Here is a 22,069-nt window from a genome sequence, read left to right on the forward strand (position 1 = left end):
AAGAACGATCGCTGCGCTCTCGTGCGCTCAAGCCCTCTCCAGCCGGGAGAGGGTAGTCGGCTTACATGTTCGGATAATTCGGGCCGCCGCCGCCCTCCGGCGTGGTCCAGACGATGTTCTGCGACGGGTCCTTGATGTCGCAGGTTTTGCAGTGGACGCAGTTCTGGGCGTTGATGACGAAGCGCGGATCGGCGCGGTTCGCCTCGTCGGCATAGACGACTTCGTACACGCCCGCCGGGCAATACAGCCGCGCGGGCTCGCCGTATTTGGGCAGGTTGACGTTGATCGGCACGGACGGATCCAGCAGCTTCAGGTGGGCGGGCTGGTCCTCGGCGTGGTTGGTGTTGGAGATGAAGACGCTCGACAGCTTGTCGAACGACAGCTTCCCGTCCGGCTTGGGATAGGCGATCGGCTTGTGCATCGCCGCAGGCTCGGTCGAGGCCGCGTCGGTCTTGCCGTGCTTCATCGTGCCGAAGAAGGAGAAGCCGCCGGTCAGGTGGTTGACCCAGAGGTCGAACATGCCGACCGCCCCGCCCATCATGGTGCCCAGCTTGGACAGCAGGGGCTTGGCGTTGCGGACGACCTTCAGCTCTTTGTAAACCCACGACGACTTGTAGGCCGCTTCATAGGCCTCGAGCACATCGCCCGAACGGCCGGCGATCACGGCGTCATAGGCGGCATCGGCGGCCAGCATGCCGGTCTTCATGGCGTTGTGGCTGCCCTTGATGCGCGGCACGTTCACGAAGCCCGCCGAACAGCCGATCAGGGCGCCGCCGGGGAAGGCCAGCTTGGGCACCGACTGGAAGCCGCCCTCGGTGATGGCGCGGGCGCCGTAGGAGATGCGCGTGCCGCCCTCCAGATGTTCGGCGATCGAGGGGTGGTGCTTGAACTGCTGGAACTCGTCGAACGGCGACAGGAAGGGGTTCTTGTAGTTCAAGTGCACGACGAAGCCGACGGACACGTAGCGGTCGCCGAAGTGGTACAGGAACGAGCCGCCGCCGGTCTTGTCGTCCAGCGGCCACCCGGTCGTGTGCTGGACCAGGCCGGGCTGGTGCTTCTCGGCCGGGACCTGCCACAGCTCCTTCAGGCCGATGCCGAACTTCTGCGGATCCGCGGCGTCGCACAGGTTGTGGCGGGCCATGATGGTCTTGGCCAGCGAGCCGCGCACGCCCTCGGCGATGAAGACGTATTTGCCGTGCAGTTCGAGACCGGGCTGGAAGTCGCCGGTCGGCTTGCCCTCGCGGTCGATGCCGAAGACGCCGGCGACGACGCCCTTCACCCGGCCCGTCTCTTCGTCCCAAACCACATGGCTGGCGGCCATGCCGGGATAGACTTCGACGCCCAGGGCTTCCGCCTGCTCAGCCAGCCAGCGCGCGACATTGCCCAGCGAGGCGATGTAGCAGCCGTCGTTGTGCATGAAGGGCGGCAGGGCGAACATCGGCAGCGACGCCTGCCCCTGCGGCCCCAGGACCAGGAACTTGTCCTTGGTCACCGGCGTCTCCAGCGGGGCGCCGCGTTCCTTCCAGTCGGGGAAGAGTTCGTTCAGCGCCTTGGGATCAATGACGGCGCCCGACAGGACGTGGCCGCCGATCTCGGCCGACTTCTCCAGCACGGCGACGGAGATCTCCTTGCCGTCCTTCTCGGCCCGCTGCTTCAGGCGGATGGCGGCGGACAGGCCGGCGGGGCCGCCGCCGACGATGACGACGTCATACTCCATGACCTCGCGCTCGGCGCCGACCAGGGCCTCCAGCGGGGGCAGGTTGTCGATGACGGCTTCCTGCCATGCGTTCTTGGCGCCGCCTTCGATCATTTCCTCGGCCATGTCCCCTCAATCCTCATTGTCGTCGTGGTTATTCGCCTTATCGGGAGGTGACGCGGGGGCGGTCAAGGCCTATTGCCTAGGGTCCTATGAACGCCTCCTCCCTCGACATGGCCGCCGCAGAGGCCCTGTTCGCCTTCTGGCGCGACGCGGGCGTTGACGCCTGCTTCGAGGACGAGCCGGTCGACCGGACGATCTTTGTCGCCCCTGTCGCGGCCAAGGGACCGGCCACGATCACGCCCCTGCGTGCGCCCGGCGCGGCGCCGTCGGTCGAGCAAGCCGCAGCGGAGGCCCGCCGTCTGGCGGCGGGCGCGGCGACGCTGGACGAACTGGCTGAAGCCATCGCGGCCTTCGAGGGCTGCCCCCTGCGCGCCATGGGCGCCCGTCAGGCCGTATTTGCGCGCGGCAATCCGCAAGGCTCGCTGATGATCATCGGCGAAGGGCCCGGCGCCGAGGAGGACGTGCGCGGCCAGCCCTTCGTCGGTCAGGCCGGACAGCTTCTGGACCGCATCCTGACGGCGGCGGAGCTGCTGGACGAGGCCTTCATCACCAACACCGTCTTCTGGAAGACGCCGGGAAACCGCGCGCCGACGCCCCAGGAACAGGCCGCCTGCGCGCCCTTCGTCCAGCGCGCCGCGACCCTGCTGAAGCCCAAGGCGGTGCTGCTGGTCGGGGCGTCGGCGGCCAAGGCCGTGCTGAAGACCGACGACGGCATCATGCGGATCCGCGGCCAGTGGCGCGAATGGCGGCTGTCCGAGGGCGGAATCGCCGCGCCCGCCATCGCCACCCTCCATCCCGCCTTCCTGTTGCGCCAACCCCAGGCCAAGGGTCTGGTTTGGAAGGACATTCTCGATTTGTCCGTCCGTCTGCGAAGCGAAGTGGTTGAGCCGGGCGCCTGATTCAGGCATCCTGCCCGCTTGGAGACCAGTCCGCAGAGCGTCGTAGAATCCCGAATCGAGACGGGGCCGACGCCGACGAAGGGGGCCGCCGCGTCATGTATTCTTTCCGCCGGACGCGTCGCGCGTCTCTGTTCGCCTTCGCCCTGTGCGCCCTAGCTGGGGGCGTCGCCCAGGCCGAGGAAGCTGACTCCTCCCGCCCCTATGTGGCGACGGCCGCTATCGCCGAGGCCTCGCCTACGGCGCTGAGCAGCGAGGACCGCCTTAGCTACACCACCGCCTTCGACGCCCTGCGGCGCGGCGATCTGGAGCTGGCCCGCAGCTCGGCGCGTCAGGCCAAGGACCGCGTCCTTCTGGGTCAGGTCGAGTTCGAGCGCCTGTTCCACCCCAGCCACGTCGCCGCCTATGAGGAGCTGGCGGCCTGGCTGGAGACCTATTCCGACCTGCCGATGGCCGACCGGGTCTATACCCTGGCCATGCGGCGCCTGCCCGACGGCGCGCCCGAGCCCAAGCGTCCGGGCGGCCTGCTGTCCCGCACCTGGGCCAGCCTGACCAGCCCCGGCGACGGCGGGGTGAACGATCCGGCCAAGGCCGCGCGCGTGGCCCTGAACAACGATGATCTGGCCGGCGCCTATGAGATGGGCCAGCAGATCGGCGACTGGTGGACGGCCGGGCTGGCCGCCTGGCGGATGGACCGACACGCCGAGGCCTTCCGCGCCTTTGAACACGTAGCCCAGGACCCGACCGAGGATCCGTGGGTGCGCTCGGGCGGCGCCTTCTGGGCGGCGCGGGCGGCGGCCCAGTCGGGCCGTCAGGAGCGCGTGGTCGAATACCTGCGCCAGGCCGCGCGCTGGCCGGCCACCTTCTACGGCCAGATCGCCCTGCATCAGCTGGGCGAAGAGCCGGTGATCGAGAACTTGGGGCCGCGCTCCTATGAGGCGACGCTGCAGCGCGCCGCCTTGGCGCCCGAGCCGATCGGCGTCGACACGCGCGCGCTCAACGCCTTCATCCAGTCGGACGAGGACGCTCGCCGCACCGTGGCCCTGTACGAAGTCGGGCGACGCAGCGACGCCGAACTGGCCGCCCGCAACGGCCTGCGCGCCGCCAGCGGCGACACCGCGGCGCGCCCGATGTGGGCCGGCCTCTATCGCCTGGTTTCCTCAGGCCGCGCCGCCCAGTCCGAGGCCAGCCGCATCGACGCCCTCCACTACCCGATGCCCGAACTGCAGCCGATCGGCGGCTTCACCATCGAGAAGGCCCTCGTCTACGCCATCGCGCGCAAGGAGACGGGCTTTGACGCCAACGCCCGCTCGGGCGCCGGCGCCTATGGGCTGATGCAGGTCATGCCGACCACCGCCGCCCACATGACCGGGGATCAAGGCTATGTCCGCACGCCCCAGCGCCTGCTGGACCCGGCGGTGAACATGAAGCTGGGCCAGGACTATGTGAACCGCCTTTTCCAGATCGAGTCCTTCCAGGGCGACCTGCTGAAGGCGGTGGCCTCCTACAATGCCGGGCCGGGCCCGATGCTGGCGGCGATCCGCAAACTGGGCGCCGACGCCGATCCCCTGCTGCTGATCGAGAGCATCGACGTGCCTCAGGCCCGCGAATACGTCGAGAAGGTCGTCGCGGCCTATTGGATCTATCAGCGGATGATGGGCGGGCCGGTCAAGACGCTGGAGGCCCTGGCCTCGGGCGCGCGCACCGTGCCGATCCGCCTCGACTACGTCCCGCCCGCCCCGGCGCCGCTACAGGTGGCCGAGGCCGTGCTAGGCGGCGGCTCGCGCTAAGGCGAGCCTGGAGCGCGGCCGCGGGCGTCACTGGCTGGAGGCGAGCTTCAGCACCACCAGGCCGCTGACGATCAGTACGGCGCCGAGGACGCGCAGGGGCGTGATCGGCTCGCCCAGCACGGCGATGCCGACGACGAAGGCGCCCACAGCGCCGATGCCGGTCCAGATCACATAGGCGGTGCCCAGCGGCAGGGACTTCATCGCCAGCGACAACAGGCCGAAGCTGACGATCATGAAGCCGATGGTGCCAACGGTCGCCCACGGCTTGGTGAAGCCTTCCGACATCTTCATCAGGAAGGCCCAGACGATCTCGAACAGACCGGCGAGCAGAAGGAAAATCCAGGCCATGACAGTCTCCCTTGCATGGCGTGCCGGGTCGTCCCGGCGTCATGCCCATAATGGGAGAGGTCGTCCTCTGAGCGCGCTGTATCTGGGACAGGGCCCTCGCCAGTCAAGATTTCCGCGCCGAGGAATGCCGATCTGCGCGCAAGTGATGCTCAAAAGCCGCCACTTCGGCCCGGCCAACCTTGACTCCCGGCCCCTCGCGAACGACACGACGCGTCCATGATCACGCGCTATTCCCGCCCCGACGCCGTCGCCATCTGGTCGCAAGAGACCAAGTACAAGATCTGGTTCGAGATCGAGGCCCACGCCGCCACGAAGATGGCCGAGCTGGGCGTCATTCCGACCGAGGCCGCGCAGGCCATCTGGGCCAAGGGCAAGGACGCGACCTTCGACGCCGACCGCATCGATGAGATCGAAAGCGTCACCAAGCACGACGTCATCGCCTTCCTGACGCACGTGGCCGAGATCGTCGGCGACGAGGCCCGCTTCCTGCACCAGGGCATGACCTCCTCGGACGTGCTGGACACCTGCTTCGCGGTGCAGCTGGCGCGCTCGACCGACCTGCTGCTGGGCGGCGTCGACCGGGTTCTGGCCGCGCTGGAAAAGCGCGCCAAGGAGCACAAATACACCCCGACCGTGGGCCGTTCGCACGGCATCCACGCCGAGCCTGTGACCTTCGGCCTGAAGCTGGCCGGCTATCACGCCGAGTTCCAGCGCGCCAAGCGCCGCCTGATCACCGCCCGCGAAGAGATCGCCACCTGCGCCATCTCGGGCGCCGTCGGCACCTTCGCCAACGTCGATCCGGCGGTCGAGCAATACGTCGCCGACCAGATGGGCCTCAGCGTCGAGCCGGTCTCGACCCAGGTCATCCCGCGCGATCGCCACGCCGCCTATTTCGCCGCCCTCGGCGTCGTCGCCTCCTCGGTCGAGCGCCTGGCCGTCGAGATCCGCCACCTGCAGCGCACCGAAGTCCTCGAAGCCGAGGAGTTCTTCGACAAGGGCCAGAAGGGCTCGTCGGCCATGCCGCACAAGCGCAACCCGATCCTGACCGAGAACCTGACCGGCCTGGCCCGTCTGGTCCGCTCGGCCGTGACCCCGGCGATGGAGAACGTCGCCCTGTGGCACGAGCGGGACATCAGCCACTCCTCGGTCGAGCGCGGCATCGGCCCAGACGCCACCATTCACCTGGACTTCGCCCTGCACCGTCTGGCCGGCGTGATCGAGCGCCTGAACGTCTACCCCGAGAACATGCAGAAGAACCTCGACCGCCTGGGCGGCCTGGTCTTCTCGCAGCGGGTCATGCTGGCCCTGACCCAGGCGGGCGTCTCGCGCGAGGACGCCTATGCGGCGGTTCAGGAGAACGCCATGAAGGTCTGGCGCGGCGAAGGCGTCTTCATCGACTTCCTGAAGGCCGACCCGCGCGTCACCCTGCCTCACGACGAGTTGGAGGCCCTGTTCGACCTCGGCTACCACACCAAGAACGTGGACGTGATCTTCGCTCGGGTGTTCGGCGAGGCCTGAGCCTCTGTATGGAAAGCCAGGGGCCGCATCACGGCCCTTGGCCCCGGCGCTCCGCCTGCCCTATGAGGGAATATCGGCGTGATCCCACGCCCCGGAGCGCGCGCACGATGTCCCAGCCGACCCTTCGCCTGAACCCCGCCCTCGACGTTCAGAAATATGCGGACGTCTATGCGCGCGACGGGCTGGTGCAGATTCCCGACGTGTTCGAAAAACCGACGGCGGAACTGATCAGCCAGATCATGGAGACCTCCCTGCCCTGGTCCCTGAGCTTCTCGGGCGAGGACGGGCGGCCGGTCAAAATCCTGATGGAGGCCCTGCAAGGCGCGGCGGGGGACCTCAGGGAACAGGTCGCCGCCCTGATCCAGCGCAGCGGTAAGCAGTACGGCTTCATCTATTTCAACTTCGGCATGTTGTCCGCCTACAACAGCGGCGAACCGCGCGCCAACCATCCGATCCACCCGGTGACCGGCTTCCTGATGGGCGAGGAATTCGCCGCCTTCGGCCGTCAGTTGACCGGGTTCCGGCGCGACCGGTGAGCACGGCCCGCCGGGTCGGCTTTGCGCCCGTCGTTGACGAACGCACGCGCGTCCTGATCCTGGGCAGCCTGCCTGGCGACGCCTCGCTGAGCGCGGGTCAATACTACGCTCACCCGCGCAACGCCTTCTGGCGGCTGATGGAGGCCTTGCTCGGCGCGCCGCTGGCCGCCCTGCCCTACCCGGCGCGGCTGGAGGCGCTCCTGGCGCATGGCGTCGGCCTGTGGGACGTGATCGCCTCGGCCGAGCGTCGCGGCAGTCTGGACGCCGCCATCCGCAATCCCGAAGCCGCCGATCTGATCGACTTGACGGCGCGTCTTCCGGCCTTGCACGCGGTCGCCTTCAATGGCGGAACGGCGGCGCGCGCGGGGCGGCGCATCCTGGAGGGCGCGACCACGGCCGCCCTGCTCGACCTGCCGTCATCCAGCCCCGCCCACGCGCGGCCCTTCGAGAGAAAACTGGCGCAGTGGTCCATTTTGAGCCCCTATCTGGCCGCCGGGCGCACATGATCGGCTTGGCCCGTTCACGTGTCGCGCCGGAAAATTTGATCGCCACCGCATCCTTTTGGGGTTCTGAGTCGTAATCCTTCCCGACACGGGCGCCGCCCGTTCATCGAAGGAGAGAAGCCATGATGACCCATCGCACCGCCGCGCTCGCGGCCGTTTCGAGCTTCGCCCTGCTGGCGCTGGCCGCCTGCGGCCAGAACGAAGCCAAGCAGGAGCCAGCCCCCGTCGAGGTGGCGCCGCCGCCCATGACCTCCGCCGCAACCGAGCCGATGGCCGGCGGCGCAGCGATGAACCCGTCAGACAATCTGGTCGCCAACGCCTCCAAGGCGCCGAACCTGACCACCCTGGTCAGCGCGATCCAGGCCGCCGGTCTGGCCGAGCGTCTGCAGGGTCCCGGCCCCTTCACCGTCTTCGCCCCCGACAACGCCGCCTTCGAGAAGATTCCCGCCGCGACACGCGAGGGTCTGATGCAGCCGGCGCAGAAGGCCGCCCTGACCAAGATTCTGACCTACCACGTCGTGCCCGGCCGTCTGACCGCCGCGGACCTCGCCGCCCAGGCTCAGGCCAACGGCGGGACGGCCACACTGACCACCGTTCAGGGCGAGAAGCTGACGGCCAAGGACATGGGCGGCGGCAAGTGGGAGCTGACCGACGCCAAGGGCGGCAAGGCCATGGTCACCCAGGCCGACATGGCTCAGGCCAACGGCATGGTGCATGTCATCGACACGGTGCTGATGCCGAAATAACCGGCGGGCGCATCGCTCAAAGCAAAAGGCCGCTGCCGATCGCCGGCAGCGGCCTTATGTTTTGGTCACCCTCCGAGGATGAGGCCGCCGTTTTGAAATCCCCATCAGGAACTCAGCCGCCAAGCCCCCGGGCTGATCCAGCGGCTTATTCGCCGGCGCGGATCTGTTCGCGGGCGATCGAGGCCAGTTCGTCCATCTTGGAGCGCAGCTCGCCCTCGGAGACGGTCAGGCCCGAGCCCTTGAAGTCGCCGGCGACCTTGCGGAAGACGTCTTCCTCGCCCGGCTGCTCGAAGTCGGCGCGGACCACGGCGGCGGCGTATTGCTCGGCGCTTTCCGGCGACAGGCCCATCTTCTCGGCCGCCCACAGGCCCAGCATCTTGTTGCGACGCGCGATGGCCTTGAATTCCTGTTCCTGATCGAGGGCGTATTTGGCCTCGAAGGCCTGTTCCCGATCGTCGAAGGTCGTCATGCGCGTCGTAACTCCAGCCGCGGACCAAGTCTTGTCCGCAAACGGCTCTATGGCCCCCGCCGCGACCGAACGCAACTGGGCTTCCGTGGCGACGCTGACGTAAGGGCGCTTCAGGATATTTGTGTCACAGACGCCCTTCGGCTAAAGGGCGCGTGGCTCTGTCATAGCCGCCGTCGATTCAGGACCGCGCCGCCCCGACCTTCGGGCCGCGCGTTTTTCGTTTTGCGGTCATCTGTTTTTCTTCCCGTTCGGGACCCGATGATGAACACCAAGCGCAAGAAGCTCTACGAGGGCAAGGCCAAGATCCTGTATGAGGGACCTGAGCCCGGTACGCTGATCCAATACTTCAAGGACGACGCGACCGCCTTCAACGCCCAGAAGAAGGCGACGCTTGAGGGCAAGGGCGTCATCAACAACCGCATCAGCGAATTCATCATGTCGCGCCTGAACTCGATCGGCGTGACCAACCACTTCATCAAGCGCCTGAACCTGCGCGAGCAGCTGATCCGCGAAGTCGAGATCATTCCGCTGGAAGTCGTCTGCCGCAACGTCGTCGCCGGCTCTCTGGCCCAGCGCCTGGGTCAGGAAGAGGGCACGCCCCTGCCCCGTTCGATCATCGAATTCTACTACAAGAAAGATGAGCTGAACGATCCGATGGTGACCGAAGAGCACATCACGGCGTTCAACTGGGCCTCGACCCAGGAGCTGGACGACATTCTGGCCATGACGGTGCGGGTGAACGACTATCTGTGCGGCATGTTCGGCGCCGTCGGCATCACCCTGGTGGACTTCAAGATCGAGTTCGGCCGCGTGTGGGAGAACGACTTCAGCCGCGTCATCCTGGCCGACGAGATCAGCCCCGACTCGTGCCGCCTATGGGATTCCACCACGGGCGAGAAGCTGGACAAGGACCGCTTCCGCCGCGACATGGGCGACGTCATCGAAAGCTACACCGAGGTGGCCCGCCGCCTCGGCATCATGAAGGACATGCCGACCGTGATTCAGGGAGGGCTGCATTAATGGCCAAGGTTAAAGTTCACGTCTTCCTCAAGCCCGGCGTTCTGGACGTCCAGGGCAAGGCCGTCGAAGGCGCCCTGCAGGGTCTGGGCTGGAGCGGCGTCGCCAACGCCCGCGTCGGCAAGCTGATCGAGTTCGACCTCGACGACGCCGTCGCCGACAAGGAGGCCGAGGTGAAGCGCATGTGCGACACCCTGCTGGCCAACACGGTCATCGAAAGCTACCGGATCGAAATCGCCTGAGGCGGTAAGAGATCAGACGATCAAGGCCGCTCGAAAGGGCGGCCTTTTTCATTTCCTCCCCCATGCAATGGGGAGGTGGCGCGGAGGCGCAGCCGACGTGAGGGAGGGGCCGCTTGGTTCCGCTGCTGCAAAGCCCCTCCGCCGCTACGCGGTCCCCCTCCCCATTGCATGTGGAGGAAAGCGCCCTACCCGCACAGATAATCCCGGCTCAGCGGCACGGCCGTCTGCTTCTTGGACAGCTGCAGCTGGAACACCATGTGGCCCAGTTCGCGGAAGGCGACTTCGCTGCAGGCCAGGTAGAACTCCCACATCCGGCAAAAGCGCTCGTCATACATGGCCAGGGCCTCGCCGCGCCGGGCCAGGAACCGCTCGCGCCAATGCCGCAGCGTCTCGGCGTAGTGCAGGCGCAGGATCTCTATATCCGTGACCCACAGGCCCGCCTGCTCGATGGCGGGCAGCACCTCGGACAGGGCCGGGATATAGCCGCCGGGGAAGATGTATTTGCGAATCCACGGCTGGGTGCGGTTGGGCGGCGAGTTGCGGCCGATGGCGTGGATCACCGCCACCCCGTCGTCGTCCAGCAGGCGGGCGACGGTGTCGAAATACTCCTGATAGTTCGGCGCCCCGACGTGCTCGAACATGCCGACCGAGATGATGCGATCGAAGGTCTGGTCGAGGTCGCGATAGTCTTGAAGGCGGAAATCGGCGCGATCGGCGACGCCCAGGGCTGCCGCCCGCTCATTGGCCGTGCGGTGCTGTTCGGTGGACAAGGTGACGCCCGTCACCCGCGCGCCGCGCTCGACCATCGACAGGCCCAGCCCGCCCCATCCGGCGCCGATGTCCAGGGCGGTATGACCCGGCTCCAGCAACAGCTTGTCGATCAGGCGGCGCTTCTTGGCCGCCTGCGCCTCTTCCAGAGTGGCGGCCGGCGTTTCGAAGAAGGCGCAGGAGTATTGCAGGTCCTCGTCCAGAAACAGGCGATAGAAGTCGACTGTCAGATCATAGTGGTGGTGGACGTTGCTGCGCGCGTGCAGGCGGTCGTTGGCCTGCTCCGCCCCGCGACGAATTCGCTGGAGCCAACTCAGTTTCGGCGAGCGCTGCCGCAAGGCTAGTTGCGAACTGGTCAGTCGCAGGAAGTCATAGATGCTCCCGCCCTCGATGCTGAACGTCCCGTCCATGAAGGCTTCGCCTAGCGCGAGATCAGGATTGGAAGCGATGGCGACCGCCGCCTTCATGTCCGCCAACACGGCCGTGAGCTCCGGTTCGCCCGGCCCCGCCGTCAGCTCTCGACCGTCCGGAAGCCGCACCCGGATCGCCCGCGTCTGAAAGGTTCGGTCCAACAGGGCTTGCAGCATCCCGTTCCTCCGCTCATCAAGACAGCTTGACTTAAGCTGGGGACAGAATGTCGCGCGGCAACGCCCGTGGCGAGTCTTCCGTTAGCCTTAGAGATCGAATCCGCCGCCAAGGGAGAGGGCCGCCATGAGCTTCACCGTCACTTCGACCGATTTTTCCGACGGAGGCGTCCTGCCCGACGCCCAGGTCAAGGCGATCGGAAACACCTCCCCGCAACTGTCGTGGTCGGGCGCGCCGGAAGGGACCAAGAGCTTCGCCGTCACCTGTTACGACCCCGACGCCCCCACCGGCTCGGGTTTCTGGCACTGGACGGTCGCCAACATCCCCGCACACGTCCGTGAGCTGGCCGCCGGCGCGGGCGCCGTGGGCGGCGCCCATCTGCCCAAGGGCGCCGTGCAGGGCCGCACGGACTATGGCGAGGAGGGCTTCGGCGGCGCCGCCCCGCCCCCCGGCCACGGCCCGCACCGCTACATCTTTACCGTCTTCGCGGTCGACGTAGAGCGTCTGGACGTGACCGAGGACAACTCGGGCGCCGTCTTCGGCTTCAACCTGCATTTCCACACCCTGGCCAAGGCGTCGATCACGGCGACCTACGAGAACCGGGGCTAAGGCTCGGCGGCCGACATGCATCAAGCGCGACTTTCGGCCATGCCCGACCTGCTTCGGCGGCTGCTGGACCAGCCCCTGCTGCCCCTGACGCGGGCGCGCCTGCCGGAACGCGACGCTCTCTATTTGTTCTATCACGGCGAGGAGCCCGTCCTGGTCGGCAGCCCCCCGCATGTGGACGAGGTCCGCACCCTGGCGCCGTCCGTGCGGCTGGCGCAGACGGTCTCGGCGCGCGGCCTGGGGACGCCCGACGTATCGACGCGCGCCGTCCCGCCGCCGCCCATAGCCGCGCGATGGCTGCGACTGGGCGACGAGGAGGATCGCGTCCTGCTGGAGCTGTACGCCGCGCAGTCCCTGGGCCTGTCGGTGTCTCATCCGCGCATCAAGGCCGGCCTGGCGGGTTGACGACGAACGCGTGACGGGCGTGGGATCGGAGGCGCGCCCTGGGTCTTCGCCGTGTTTGGCCCGGGCATGATGGCGGGCAATCTGGGCGCCTGGGCCGCTGACCACTTCGGCGTGGCGGCGCTTATCGGCAGGGGCGGCGGTGGGGCTGGCCCCTCGTCCAGCTGGGTCGGGCGGCGCTGCCGCTGGGCGGTTTTGCGGTATGGCTCATCGCCTGGCTGACCGGGCGCGGCAGAACATCGTGATCATAACCGCTCATCAAGCGTTGCCATAAGCAATGAAGAGTGCTTTTTCCCAGACTGCGAGAAACCAGCGTTTCTTGCACCGAGGGGAAGGCTCAATCATGAATATTACGCCAGTCGCCGGGCGCGTGCGACGCGTGCTTCTCGGCGCCGTCGTGGCGATGGGGTTGGCCGGTCCGGCGTTTGCTCAGACCTTGTATGTCGCCAACGCCGGCTCCAACACGGTTTCGATCATTCGTCCCAATGAGGGGAACTCGATCCATACCGTGGCCGTCGGGGCCAACCCCCAGGGCATAGCCATCTCGCCCAATGGCGCTCGCGCCTACGCCGCAAACGCCGGCAGCGGCACTGTTTCAGTCATCGACACCGCCAGCCACGCCCTGGTGCACACCATTTCCGTCGAAACCACGCCCTATAGCGTGGCGGTATCGCCCAACGGCGCCCGCGCCTACAGCGCCAACTTCGGCTCGGACACTGTCTCGGTCATCGACACGGCCAGCAATGCCGTCGTCGCCACTGTGACGGTCGAAGACGGCCCCATCAGCGTGGCCGTTTCGCCTGACAACGCCTTTGTTTACGCCGTCAACTTCAACAGCAGCACCGTCTCCGTCATCCGGACGAGCGACCACGAGGTCGTCCGAACTGTGCCGGTCGGGCCGTCCGCCTACAACGTCGCCTTCTCCAGTGACGGAAGCTTCGCCTACGTCGCCAACGCCATGGACGGCAAATTGACCAAAATCAGAACAAGCGACCATTCGGCGATGGGCGACTATCCAGTCGGAATGAGCCCCCACGCCTCGGCGGTCCATCCCAACGGGAACTCCGTCCATGTCGTCCAATACGGCTCCGCTTCTGTCGGCAGCTACGACACCACAAACCTTGCGCCGATAGCCACTGCCAATGTCGGGACGAACCCTAACTCGCTGGCTTTTTCCAGCGATGGATCGCGGCTCTACGTCGCCAACTACGGCGCCCATGGCGGCGGGATTCCCGGAACGGTGTCGGTCATCAATACGGCCACGAACACCGTGGTCGACACCATCACGGTCGGCGTCAATCCTTCCAGCATCGCGGTAGGCCCCACGACCACCTCGACCCCCGCCGCCGTCCCGACCCTGACGGAGTGGGCCATGATCCTGCTCGCCATGGCGCTGGCGGGCTTTGCGGCTCTGACGCTGCAGCGCCGTCGTCAGACAGCCTGAACCGGGCGTTCGCTCTGACAGGAAAGGCCGCCCCGCCGTGGGCGGCCTTTTCATTTTGCGGCCCCGCCTGACATTCCCGCCGAAGGGTGCTAGGAGGCCCGGCCATGAGCGCAGCCGTCATTGTTTTTCCCGGTTCCAACTGCGATCGCGACTGCAAGGTCGCCGTCGAACGTTCCACTGGCGAACAGGTCCAGATGGTCTGGCACGCCGAGACCGAACTGCCCAAGGGCCTCGACCTGATCGTCCTGCCGGGCGGCTTCTCCTACGGCGACTATCTGCGCTGCGGCGCGATGGCGGCTCAGGCCCCGATCATGCAGGCGGTCAAGAAGGCCGCCGACGACGGCGTCACCGTGGTCGGCATCTGCAACGGCTTCCAGGTCCTGTGCGAAGCCGGGATGCTGCCAGGCGCCCTGATGCGCAACAGCAGCCTGAAATACATCTGCAAGCCGATCAGCATCACGGTCGCCAACGCCCAGACCCGCTTCACCTCGGGCTACCAGGGCCAGCGCGAGATCGTCATGACGCAGGGCAACGCCGACGGGAACTACTACGCCGACGAAGAGACGCTGAAACGCATCGAGGGCGAGGGCCAGGTCGTCTTCCGCTACGTCGACAACCCCAACGGCTCGGTCGGCGACATCGCCGGCCTGCAGAACGAGCGCGGCAATGTGCTGGGGATGATGCCTCACCCGGACCGTGCGTTCGAAGCCGAACTGGGCAGCGCCGACGGCGCCATCCTGTTCCAGAGCATCTACGCGGCGGTTTAAGGCTCCTTGCGATCCAGGACGCTGGTGCTGCGGCCAGCGTCGCCGACCTCGACCTCTTCCTCGACCGGTTCGCCGTCCTCATCGGTCGCGCGCTCCAGGGTGCCCTCGGCCCCGGACTCGTGGATGGCGGCCAGTTCGCGGGCGCCGACGCCCAGGCCCTGTTCGAGGGCGCGGTTGGTCTCGACCTCTTCATCCAGCGTCTGCTCGATGGGTTCCGGCTTGTTTGGGTCAGGCATGACGACCTCCTTCTCAATGACCTGAAAGCAAGGCGGGAAGGCGGGCGGCGGTTCCATCGTGGCCCGATGAACCTTCTGGGCCCCGGCGCGTAGTTAAGGCGAAGCTGAGCCGGAGAGACGCATGATCGCCATCGAACGCCCCACGCCCGCCCAGCGGACACGCCGCCTCGCTGTCCTGGCCGCCGCCGTCTTCGCCGTCATCGTGCCCGTTGTGCAGGCTTTGGGCGGTTTCGGCCTGAGCCAGGCCGAGTTCGCCGCCGACGGCAACCAAACGCTGCGGGTGGCCGGCTACGCCTTCTCGATCTGGAGCCTGCTGTATCTGGGAATCCTCGTTTACGCCGGGCGTCAGGCCCTGCCGCAGACAGGCGAGAGCGTCCTGATCAACCGCATGGGCTGGCCGTCGGCCGTGGCCTTCTTCGGCATCGGCTTCTGGATCGTCATGGCGGCGATGAACCTGAAGGCGGCCAGCGTTCTGGTCATCTTCGCCGCGCTGCTGGCCCTGCTGCTGCCGATGCTGGCCAGCGCGCGCGCCATTCGGGCGACCGGGGCGATGGAGCGGGACCGCTGGTTCGTGATCTGGCCGCTGGCGGCGCTCGCCGGATGGCTGACGGTCGCGGCGCCGCTGAACCTGATCACTGTAGCGACGGCGTTCGAGGCCCTGCCCGCCGCCCTGTCGCCGAACGGGTGGGCGGTGCTGGCCGTAGTCGTCACCACCCTGGTCGGGATCGGCGTGACCTGGGCGCTGCGGACGATGGCCTATCCCCTGCCCATCGCCTGGGGTCTGGTCGGGGCCTTTGTGGCCGAGCAGGAGATCAAGCCGGTGTTGGCCTTCACGGCCCTGGCGGCGGCCTTCGTGCTGGTGGTGGCGGGGGTCATTGTCACCTTTGGTCTGAGACGCGGCGTCGAACGCCGGTGACGGGCTGACAGACGCCTCGGAGAGGGCTAGAAGGCCCGCCCATGAGCGCGCCCCAAAAAACCATCGCCCAATTGGCCGAAGAGTACGGCCTCGCCCCCAATGAATATCAGGTCCTGCTGGACCGGCTGGGCCGCGAGCCCAACCAGGTCGAGCTGGGCGTCTTCTCGGTCATGTGGTCCGAGCACTGCTCCTACAAGTCGTCGAAGAACCAGCTGATGAAGTTCCCGGTCACCGGACCGCGCGTCATCTGCGGCCCCGGCGAGAACGCCGGCGTGATCGACATCGACGACGGCGACGCCTGCATCTTCAAGATGGAGAGCCACAACCACCCCTCCTACATCGAGCCCTATCAGGGCGCGGCGACAGGCGTGGGCGGCATCATGCGCGACGTCTTCACCATGGGCGCGCGCCCGGTGGCGCTGCTGAACGCCCTGCGCTTCGGCGAGCCGGGCCATGAGAAGACCAAACGTCTGGTCAAGGGCGTGGTCAGCGGCATCGGCGGTTACGGCAACTGCGTCGGCGTGCCGACGGTCGCGGGCGAGACCAACTTCCACAAGGGCTACAACGGCAACATCCTGGTCAACGCCATGTGCGTGGGCCTGGCTCGCGCCGACGAGATCTATTATTCGGCGGCGCCGGAAGCGGGCCACGACGTGGTCTATTTCGGCTCCAAGACCGGCCGCGACGGCATCCACGGCGCCACCATGTCCTCGGCCGAGTTCGACGATGAGTCGGACGCCAAGCGCCCGACGGTGCAGGTCGGCGACCCCTTCGCCGAAAAGCTGCTGATCGAAGCCACGCTGGAGCTGATGGCCTCGGGCGCCGTGGCCGCGATTCAGGACATGGGCGCGGCGGGCCTGACCTCGTCGTCCGTGGAAATGGCGGGCAAGGGCGGCGTCGGCGTCGAGCTGGACCTGGACAAGGTGCCCCAGCGCGAAACCGGCATGACCGCCTATGAGATGATGCTGTCGGAAAGCCAGGAGCGCATGCTGGCGGTCCTCAAGCCGGGCTTCGAGGACGTCGGCTACCGCATCTTCCAGAAGTGGGGCCTGGACTTCGCCGTCATCGGCAAGACCACCGACACCGGCCATCTGGTGCTGAAGCACCACGGCGAGGTCGTCTGCGACGTGCCGCTGGCCCCGCTGTTCGACGACGCGCCCCTGTATGACCGCCCTTGGGTCCAGCCCGAGCTGCAACCGCGCCTCGATCCGGGCGAAGTGCCCGCGCCGGACAGCTGGAACGACGCGGTGCTGAAGGTCATCGCCTGCCCCGACATGGCCTCCAAGCGCTGGATCTGGGAGCAGTACGACCGCCACGTCATGGCCGACACGCTGCAGGACAGCTCCACCGGCGCCGATGCGGGCGTGATCCGCGTCCACGGCACGGAAAAGGGTCTGGCCGTGACCAGCGACTGCACCCCGCGCTATGTCCAGGCCGACCCCTATGAAGGCGGCAAGCAGGCCGTGGCCGAGGCGTGGCGCAACCTGACCGCCGTCGGCTCGCGTCCCATCGCCATCACCGACAACCTGAACTTCGGCAACCCGCAGCGGCCCGAGATCATGGGCCAGATCGTGCGCGCCACCGACGGCATGGCCGAGGCCTGCCGCGAGCTGGACTTCCCGGTCGTGAGCGGCAACGTCAGCCTGTATAACGAGACCAACGGCGTCGCCATTCCGCCGACGCCGACCGTCGGCGCCGTGGGCCTGCTGAGCAACTACGACGTGACCACCGGCTTCGCCGGCGCGGCCGAGGGCGACGTGCTGGTCCTGATCGGCCAGACCAACGGCGAACTGGGCGCCTCCATCTACCTGCGCGAAGTTCTGGGCCGCGAGGACGGCGCCCCGCCGCCGGTCGACCTGAAGCTGGAACGCAAAACCGGCGACTTCGTGCGCGGCCTGATCGAGGCGGGCGAACTGACGGTCGTTCACGACCTGTCGGACGGCGGTCTGGTCGGAGCGGCGGCGGACATCGCCCTGGCCTCGAACGTCGGGATCGAGCTGAACGCCTCCAGCGCCGCCCACGCCCACGCCTTCCTGTTCGGCGAGGATCAGGCCCGCTATCTGGTCGCCGTCTCGGACGCCGACGCCCTGATCGCCAAGGCGCAGGACGTCGGGCTGCACGCCTCGGTCGTAGGCCAGGTCAAGGGGACGGACTTCGCCTCCTCGGGACCGAAGGGGGAGCTGTTCCGCATCCCCGTCGCCCATGTGCGCGAGTTCCACGAAGGCTGGATGCCGAACTGGATCGAAGGCTGATGAGAGCAAAATCCCGGATTGGCGCCCTCATCCTCGTCGTCGCGGGCGCCGCCCTGCTGTCGGCCTGCGAGTTCGAGGGCGGCGATCCGGTCCAGCACGCCCTGCGCGACGCGGCCGCCGCCCGGCAGGCCGCCGCGCTGAAAACTACCGAGGAAGAAGAGGCGCAGGCGATCCGTCGTGCGACCGCTTCGGGTCCGGCCCTGCATGAGCCGGACGAGCTGTCGCGCCTGATCGCCGCACGACGCCGGGCGGTGCAGGAGACGCGCGCCGCCCTGGCCGCCATCGCCGATCCGGCGCTCAAGGCCCAGCTGACTGAAGACCTGAAGGCCGAAGAAGCCAGCCTGCGCGCGCTGGAAGCCCGCGCCGCCGCCAGAACCCCCGACTGACCGGAAACGGACGGGCATGAGAACCGCCGTCGTCATGCCTGTCGGCGCGCGCTTCGACCTGCACCAGCCGAACTCGATGGAGACGGTGGCGCGCACCCTGGCGCGGGCGGACAGCGGCCAGGTTCGCATCTTCTGCTGCGAAGGCGCCCAGGATCACGGCGACCTGCCGACGCAGACCCTTCCCGCCGCGAACCGTCTGAAGGCCCTGCGTCGGGCGCTGGCCGACTATCGCCCCGACGTCATTGAGTTCCATCAGCAGACGCAGCAGGCCGTCGCCCTGACCCGGCATTTCCCGAACGCGGCCATCACCCTGTATCGCCACAACGCAGTGAAACCGCCGCGCCATGTCATCGACCGCTGGCGCTATGAGCGGCGCTATGACCGGATGGACGGGCTGATCTTCGTCAGCGAGGCGGCGCGGCGGGATTTTCTGAAGGACTTCCCCCGGCTGGAGGCCAAGGCCTTCGCTGTGCCCAACCCCATCGACGTGGAGCTGTGGCGCGGCCAGACGGACCAGCGCGAGCCGGCGATCGCCTTCGCCGGTCGTGCCATGCCGGAAAAGGGCGTCGACCTGATCTGCGCCGCCCTGCCCGCCCTGCTGGAGCGCCATTCTGACTGGCGCGCCGTGCTTATGCTGAACGACTGGGACAAGCACGCAGCGTGGGCCGCGCCTCACATTGCGTCGCTGGAGCGGTTCGGCGAGCGCGTCCGGGTGCTGAAGTCGGCGCCGCTGGCGCAGGTGCGCGCCGAGATGCAGCGCGCGGCCATCGCCCTGACGCCCTCAGTCTGGGCCGAGCCTCTGGGCCTGACCGCGCTGGAGGCCCATGCGGCCGGCGCGGCGCTGGTCTCATCCGGGCGCGGCGGCCTGCGCGAGGCCAGCGGCCCGCACGCGGTCTATGTGGATGATCTGACGCCGCGAGGCCTGAGCCAGGCCATCGAGAGCCTGATTGTCGCGCCCGAACGGCGTCTGGCCCTGGCCCGCGCGGCCCAGGCCTATGTGAGCGAAACCCACGCCCCTGAACACCGCGCCCGACAGCTGGCCGCCCTGCGCCAGCAGTTGGTGCAGGCCAAACGCGCTTAGGCGCCGTCAGACCTGCGGGATCGCCTGGCTGAGGCGGCCGCCGACGCGGATCGGCTCGACGCGCACAGCCAGGCCGGTGCGGTCATCCGTCTCGACGAAGACGCCGCAGACGGTGGCCGGGCCGCTGGCGGGGACGTAGCGGCCGCCCGACAGCCGGGTGGTGAAGCGGCGCAGCGGCTCTTCCTTGTCGTTGCCGATGACGGAGTCGTAGTCGCAACAACCGCCGGCGTCGGTCTGATAGGCCGTGCCGCCGGGCAGGATCTGGGCGTCCGCCGTCGGAACGTGGGTGTGGGTGCCGACCACCAGGCTGGCGCGGCCGTCGCAGAAGTGGCCCATGCCCATCTTCTCGCTGGTCGCCTCGGCGTGCATGTCGACGATGACGGCGTCGGCGACCACGCCTAGCGGCGCGGCCTCCAACTCGCGCTCCACCGCGCTGAAGGGGTCGTCCATCGGGTCCATGTGGACGCGGCCCAGCACGTTGATGACCAGCACCCGGCGGCCGTCAGCGGTGACGAAGACGTCGGCGCCGCGCCCCGGCGCGTCCATCAGGCGCGGATAGTTGGCCGGGCGGATCAGGCGCGGCTCGCGCACGATATAGGTCAGGGCCTCGCGCTGGTCCCAGCTGTGGTTGCCCAGCGTCAGCACGTCGGCCCCGGCGTTGAAGATGTCGTTGGCGGTGTTCTCGGTGATGCCGAAACCGCCCGCCGCGTTCTCGGCGTTGACCACCACGAAGTCGAGCTTGAGGTCGCGCCTCAGCCCCGGCAGGTGGTCCGAAAGCCCATCGCGCCCGGACTTGCCGACCACGTCACCGAAAAACGCCAATCTCATGGGAAGGCTCTATAGCCGGTCTCGGTCAAAACGCCATGCAGGCGGATGTCATGCGGCTCCAGATCGAGGCGATCGACCGCCTGCCCGGCATAGGCGAAGCCGATGCGGCGGGCGTCAGGCAGCACCGCAAAGGTCCGGTCGTAATAGCCGCCCCCCTGCCCCAGCCGCCCGCCGTGAGCATCGAAAGCCAGCAGGGGCGTCAGGATCAGGTCCGGCGTCACGGCGTCAGCGAGCGGCAGAGGCGCTGGGCATCCGGCGGCGTCCAGCTCCAGCGGCTCGCCTGGCGCCCAGGCGCGGAAGATCATGGCCGCGTCGCGCTCCAGCACCACCGGCAGGCATAGGCGGCGGCCGGACAGGTGCAGGACATTGGCGAGGGCGTCCGCATCCAGTTCCGACCCCATCGCGCGGTAGAGGGCGACCGTTTCGCCAGGCGGCAGGGCGTCGGCATGGCCCGCCGCGCGCTCGGCCGCCTCGGCGTCGGCCTCGGCCAGACGCTTGCGAAGGGCGCGCATGGCGGCGCGAAGTTCATGCTTGGGGGTCATGGGGCTTCTCTACACGGTCGTGCGTCGTCTTTCCTCCCCACTTTGTGGGGAGGGGGACCGCCTAGCGGTGGAGGGGCAGTCGCGCCCGCGGGAACGGCCCCTCCGTCTCGTCGGCTTCGCCGCCGATCCACCTCCCCATGAAATGGGGAGGAGCAGCGCTCAGCCAGCGAGCCGCCGCGCGGCGAGCGATAGCGCAGAAAACGCGCTCAAGCCGCGAGCGACCGCGTCGCGAGCATAGCGCGCTAAAAAAGAGGGTTGGCGGCGCCGCGTGAGCCGTGAAGAACGTTTAAATCCTCTCGACCTGGGTAGCCAGGTGGGCTCCGTATGCCCAGGCCCTCGAGCCCGGACAGGGACAGATCCCTATGAGTGAATTAAGGTCAGAAGGATATGTTGTCTTCGACGTGAGCCGCAGCAGGACCCGCCGCCGCACAAGATAGGCGTTCGAGCGGGTTTCAACAATGGCGAAGCGCGCGTTTCTCCCTCCCCGTCCCGGGGAGGGTGGTCGCGCAGCGACAGGGTGGGGAGGGCTTGGTGATAGGCCCTCAGCGCCTGAATAGCTTCACCGCCCCCACCCGGCTTCGGCCTGACGGCCTCAGCCACCCTCCCCGGGACGGGGAGGGAGAGGCGTCGGCGTCCTATATCGTCTGGACGATCTTCTCGATCTTTGCGGCCACGGCGTTCAACGCCTCGGCCACGCCTTCACTGTTCGCAGCGGGCGCCGCAACAGCCGCAGCCGCCGCCTTGGCCCGGCCCGAGTTCTGAACCGCCGCCTGACGCTTCGCCTCTGCAAGCTCGTCCGACAGCATCAGGGCGGCCATCAGGAACAGGCGAACGTCGCCGACCTGCCCCACCTGATCAGCCACGCCCTGCACCCGATCATTGAACTGGGCCGCCAGATCGCGCACCCGCGCCTCCTGACCGTCGGCGCATCCCACAGCATAGGGTCGGCCATAGACCTCTACCGTCACTGTCGCCATCAGTTCGTCTCCTCTTGCCCGACCTGCTGCGCCAGCACCTCGCGCACGGCGTCGGCCGCACGGGCCAGGGCCTGAGCGGTTTCCTGGCCGACGTCTTCAAGCTCGGCGATGCGCGCCACGTCGGCCGCGTTCGAAGGACGCGGCGCGAACAGGTCGTCGTCAGGGATGGGCGGGGCCGAGGCGGGCCTCGCCTTCAGCTCCAACACCTTGCGTTCCAGATCGGCCAGCGCTCGATCGATCCGCGCCTTTGCAGCCGTAACCGCGTCCATGGGGGTCCTTTCTTCCAGATTCCGTGTAGAACCTGCCGGCGCGCCGGGGTAAAGCGGCGCCGCCCCCGCTTTATCCTGTTCCTGAGGAAAGGTCTCGCCGTGACCGACGCCCAAGCCGCATTCGCC

General features: G+C 67.8%; 25 protein-coding genes and 1 other RNA gene. 16 read left to right on the top strand and 10 right to left on the bottom strand.

Features of this window, described 5'->3' with window-relative positions:
* Positions 1-61: 61 nt before the first annotated feature.
* On the bottom strand, positions 62-1,717 hold the full coding sequence (locus PIB44_RS12685) for an electron transfer flavoprotein-ubiquinone oxidoreductase (protein ID WP_278070994.1): 1,656 nt from the start codon (positions 1,715-1,717) through the stop codon (positions 62-64).
* A 191-nt stretch (positions 1,718-1,908) separates the two neighbouring features.
* On the opposite strand from PIB44_RS12685, the gene PIB44_RS12690 reads away from it, so the two are divergent.
* Together PIB44_RS12690 and PIB44_RS12695 are read left to right on the top strand one after the other, a co-directional pair.
* Positions 1,909-2,718 (top strand): uracil-DNA glycosylase, encoded by an 810-nt coding sequence (locus PIB44_RS12690; RefSeq protein WP_278069651.1) that lies wholly within the window; start codon positions 1,909-1,911, stop codon positions 2,716-2,718.
* 95 nt (positions 2,719-2,813) lie between these two features.
* A complete protein-coding gene (locus PIB44_RS12695) occupies positions 2,814-4,505 on the top strand; it encodes a lytic transglycosylase domain-containing protein (protein ID WP_278069652.1) in 1,692 nt (563 codons plus the stop codon).
* A gap of 27 nt (positions 4,506-4,532) precedes the next feature.
* On the opposite strand, the gene PIB44_RS12700 is transcribed toward PIB44_RS12695, so the two are convergent.
* Positions 4,533-4,853 carry a DMT family transporter gene (locus tag PIB44_RS12700; protein WP_253120627.1) on the bottom strand — a complete coding sequence of 107 codons (321 nt, stop codon included), beginning with the start codon at positions 4,851-4,853 and terminating at the stop codon, positions 4,533-4,535.
* 216 nt (positions 4,854-5,069) lie between these two features.
* Here PIB44_RS12700 and purB point away from each other — a divergent pair, with 216 nt between their 5' ends.
* From purB to PIB44_RS12720, 4 genes are all read left to right on the top strand, one after another.
* On the top strand, positions 5,070-6,371 hold the full coding sequence (gene purB, locus PIB44_RS12705) for an adenylosuccinate lyase (RefSeq protein ID WP_134581496.1): 1,302 nt from the start codon (positions 5,070-5,072) through the stop codon (positions 6,369-6,371).
* A 107-nt stretch (positions 6,372-6,478) separates the two neighbouring features.
* The gene (locus tag PIB44_RS12710; RefSeq protein ID WP_278069653.1) at positions 6,479-6,907 is read left to right on the top strand and encodes a hypothetical protein; all 429 of its coding nucleotides are present in this window, start codon (positions 6,479-6,481) and stop codon (positions 6,905-6,907) included.
* On the top strand, positions 6,904-7,413 hold the full coding sequence (locus tag PIB44_RS12715) for a DNA-deoxyinosine glycosylase (protein WP_278069654.1): 510 nt from the start codon (positions 6,904-6,906) through the stop codon (positions 7,411-7,413). The genes PIB44_RS12710 and PIB44_RS12715 overlap by 4 nt, the downstream gene beginning before the upstream one ends.
* 119 nt (positions 7,414-7,532) lie before the next feature.
* The gene (locus PIB44_RS12720) at positions 7,533-8,156 is read left to right on the top strand and encodes a fasciclin domain-containing protein (protein WP_278069655.1); all 624 of its coding nucleotides are present in this window, start codon (positions 7,533-7,535) and stop codon (positions 8,154-8,156) included.
* Between the two features lie 145 nt (positions 8,157-8,301).
* Here PIB44_RS12720 and PIB44_RS12725 read toward each other — a convergent pair whose 3' ends face one another.
* Positions 8,302-8,625, bottom strand: a complete 324-nt coding sequence (locus PIB44_RS12725) for a DUF1476 domain-containing protein (protein ID WP_025977837.1) — start codon at positions 8,623-8,625, stop codon at positions 8,302-8,304.
* Positions 8,626-8,886: 261 nt separating this feature from the next.
* On the opposite strand from PIB44_RS12725, the gene purC reads away from it, so the two are divergent.
* Both purC and purS read left to right on the top strand, forming a co-directional pair.
* The gene (gene purC / locus PIB44_RS12730) at positions 8,887-9,645 is read left to right on the top strand and encodes a phosphoribosylaminoimidazolesuccinocarboxamide synthase (protein ID WP_119413497.1); all 759 of its coding nucleotides are present in this window, start codon (positions 8,887-8,889) and stop codon (positions 9,643-9,645) included.
* Positions 9,645-9,884 carry a phosphoribosylformylglycinamidine synthase subunit PurS gene (gene purS / locus PIB44_RS12735; protein ID WP_025977839.1) on the top strand — a complete coding sequence of 80 codons (240 nt, stop codon included), beginning with the start codon at positions 9,645-9,647 and terminating at the stop codon, positions 9,882-9,884. Before purC ends, purS begins: the two co-directional genes overlap by 1 nt.
* 185 nt (positions 9,885-10,069) lie before the next feature.
* Here purS and PIB44_RS12740 read toward each other — a convergent pair whose 3' ends face one another.
* Positions 10,070-11,239 (bottom strand): SAM-dependent methyltransferase, encoded by a 1,170-nt coding sequence (locus tag PIB44_RS12740; RefSeq protein WP_278069656.1) that lies wholly within the window; start codon positions 11,237-11,239, stop codon positions 10,070-10,072.
* A 124-nt stretch (positions 11,240-11,363) separates the two neighbouring features.
* On the opposite strand from PIB44_RS12740, the gene PIB44_RS12745 reads away from it, so the two are divergent.
* From PIB44_RS12745 to purQ, 4 genes are all read left to right on the top strand, one after another.
* Complete coding sequence (locus tag PIB44_RS12745) at positions 11,364-11,846, top strand: YbhB/YbcL family Raf kinase inhibitor-like protein (protein WP_278069657.1); 483 nt, start codon at positions 11,364-11,366, stop codon at positions 11,844-11,846.
* Between the two features lie 39 nt (positions 11,847-11,885).
* Positions 11,886-12,248, top strand: coding sequence for a hypothetical protein (locus PIB44_RS12750; RefSeq protein ID WP_278069658.1), 363 nt, complete (start codon positions 11,886-11,888; stop codon positions 12,246-12,248).
* Between the two features lie 340 nt (positions 12,249-12,588).
* Positions 12,589-13,689 carry an IPTL-CTERM sorting domain-containing protein gene (locus tag PIB44_RS12755; protein WP_278069659.1) on the top strand — a complete coding sequence of 367 codons (1,101 nt, stop codon included), beginning with the start codon at positions 12,589-12,591 and terminating at the stop codon, positions 13,687-13,689.
* 104 nt (positions 13,690-13,793) lie between these two features.
* Positions 13,794-14,456, top strand: coding sequence for a phosphoribosylformylglycinamidine synthase subunit PurQ (gene purQ / locus PIB44_RS12760; protein WP_024354691.1), 663 nt, complete (start codon positions 13,794-13,796; stop codon positions 14,454-14,456).
* Here purQ and PIB44_RS12765 read toward each other — a convergent pair.
* A complete protein-coding gene (locus tag PIB44_RS12765; protein WP_253120637.1) occupies positions 14,453-14,692 on the bottom strand; it encodes a hypothetical protein in 240 nt (79 codons plus the stop codon). The two genes, purQ and PIB44_RS12765, sit on opposite strands and share 4 nt — an antisense overlap.
* 121 nt (positions 14,693-14,813) lie before the next feature.
* Here PIB44_RS12765 and PIB44_RS12770 point away from each other — a divergent pair, with 121 nt between their 5' ends.
* From PIB44_RS12770 to PIB44_RS12785, 4 genes are read left to right on the top strand one after another with little or no spacing between them, the layout of a single operon-like run.
* Positions 14,814-15,608 carry a TspO-related membrane protein gene (locus PIB44_RS12770; protein ID WP_278069660.1) on the top strand — a complete coding sequence of 265 codons (795 nt, stop codon included), beginning with the start codon at positions 14,814-14,816 and terminating at the stop codon, positions 15,606-15,608.
* 41 nt (positions 15,609-15,649) lie between these two features.
* Positions 15,650-17,860: a phosphoribosylformylglycinamidine synthase subunit PurL gene (gene purL, locus PIB44_RS12775; protein WP_278069661.1), complete on the top strand. Its 2,211-nt coding sequence runs from the start codon at positions 15,650-15,652 to the stop codon at positions 17,858-17,860.
* Positions 17,860-18,246, top strand: coding sequence for an indole-3-glycerol-phosphate synthase (locus tag PIB44_RS12780; protein WP_278069662.1), 387 nt, complete (start codon positions 17,860-17,862; stop codon positions 18,244-18,246). The genes purL and PIB44_RS12780 overlap by 1 nt, the downstream gene beginning before the upstream one ends.
* A 16-nt stretch (positions 18,247-18,262) precedes the next feature.
* The gene (locus tag PIB44_RS12785) at positions 18,263-19,327 is read left to right on the top strand and encodes a glycosyltransferase family 4 protein (protein ID WP_278069663.1); all 1,065 of its coding nucleotides are present in this window, start codon (positions 18,263-18,265) and stop codon (positions 19,325-19,327) included.
* A 6-nt stretch (positions 19,328-19,333) separates the two neighbouring features.
* Here the strand turns inward: PIB44_RS12785 and PIB44_RS12790 are convergent, their stop codons facing one another.
* The 5 genes from PIB44_RS12790 to PIB44_RS12810 form a co-directional block, all read right to left on the bottom strand.
* Complete coding sequence (locus PIB44_RS12790) at positions 19,334-20,155, bottom strand: TIGR00282 family metallophosphoesterase (protein WP_134581505.1); 822 nt, start codon at positions 20,153-20,155, stop codon at positions 19,334-19,336.
* Positions 20,152-20,697 carry a 5-formyltetrahydrofolate cyclo-ligase gene (locus PIB44_RS12795; protein WP_025977851.1) on the bottom strand — a complete coding sequence of 182 codons (546 nt, stop codon included), beginning with the start codon at positions 20,695-20,697 and terminating at the stop codon, positions 20,152-20,154. The genes PIB44_RS12790 and PIB44_RS12795 overlap by 4 nt, the downstream gene beginning before the upstream one ends.
* A gap of 257 nt (positions 20,698-20,954) precedes the next feature.
* Positions 20,955-21,115: non-coding RNA, 6S RNA (gene ssrS / locus PIB44_RS12800), on the bottom strand.
* 217 nt (positions 21,116-21,332) lie between these two features.
* Positions 21,333-21,674 (bottom strand): cell division protein ZapA, encoded by a 342-nt coding sequence (locus PIB44_RS12805; RefSeq protein ID WP_025977852.1) that lies wholly within the window; start codon positions 21,672-21,674, stop codon positions 21,333-21,335.
* The gene (locus tag PIB44_RS12810; protein WP_025977853.1) at positions 21,674-21,943 is read right to left on the bottom strand and encodes a hypothetical protein; all 270 of its coding nucleotides are present in this window, start codon (positions 21,941-21,943) and stop codon (positions 21,674-21,676) included. The genes PIB44_RS12805 and PIB44_RS12810 overlap by 1 nt, the downstream gene beginning before the upstream one ends.
* Between the last annotated feature and the right edge of the window lie 126 nt (positions 21,944-22,069).

Source organism: Brevundimonas sanguinis, from assembly GCF_029636725.1.
In the GTDB taxonomy this organism is placed as follows: Bacteria; Pseudomonadota; Alphaproteobacteria; order Caulobacterales; family Caulobacteraceae; genus Brevundimonas; species Brevundimonas sanguinis.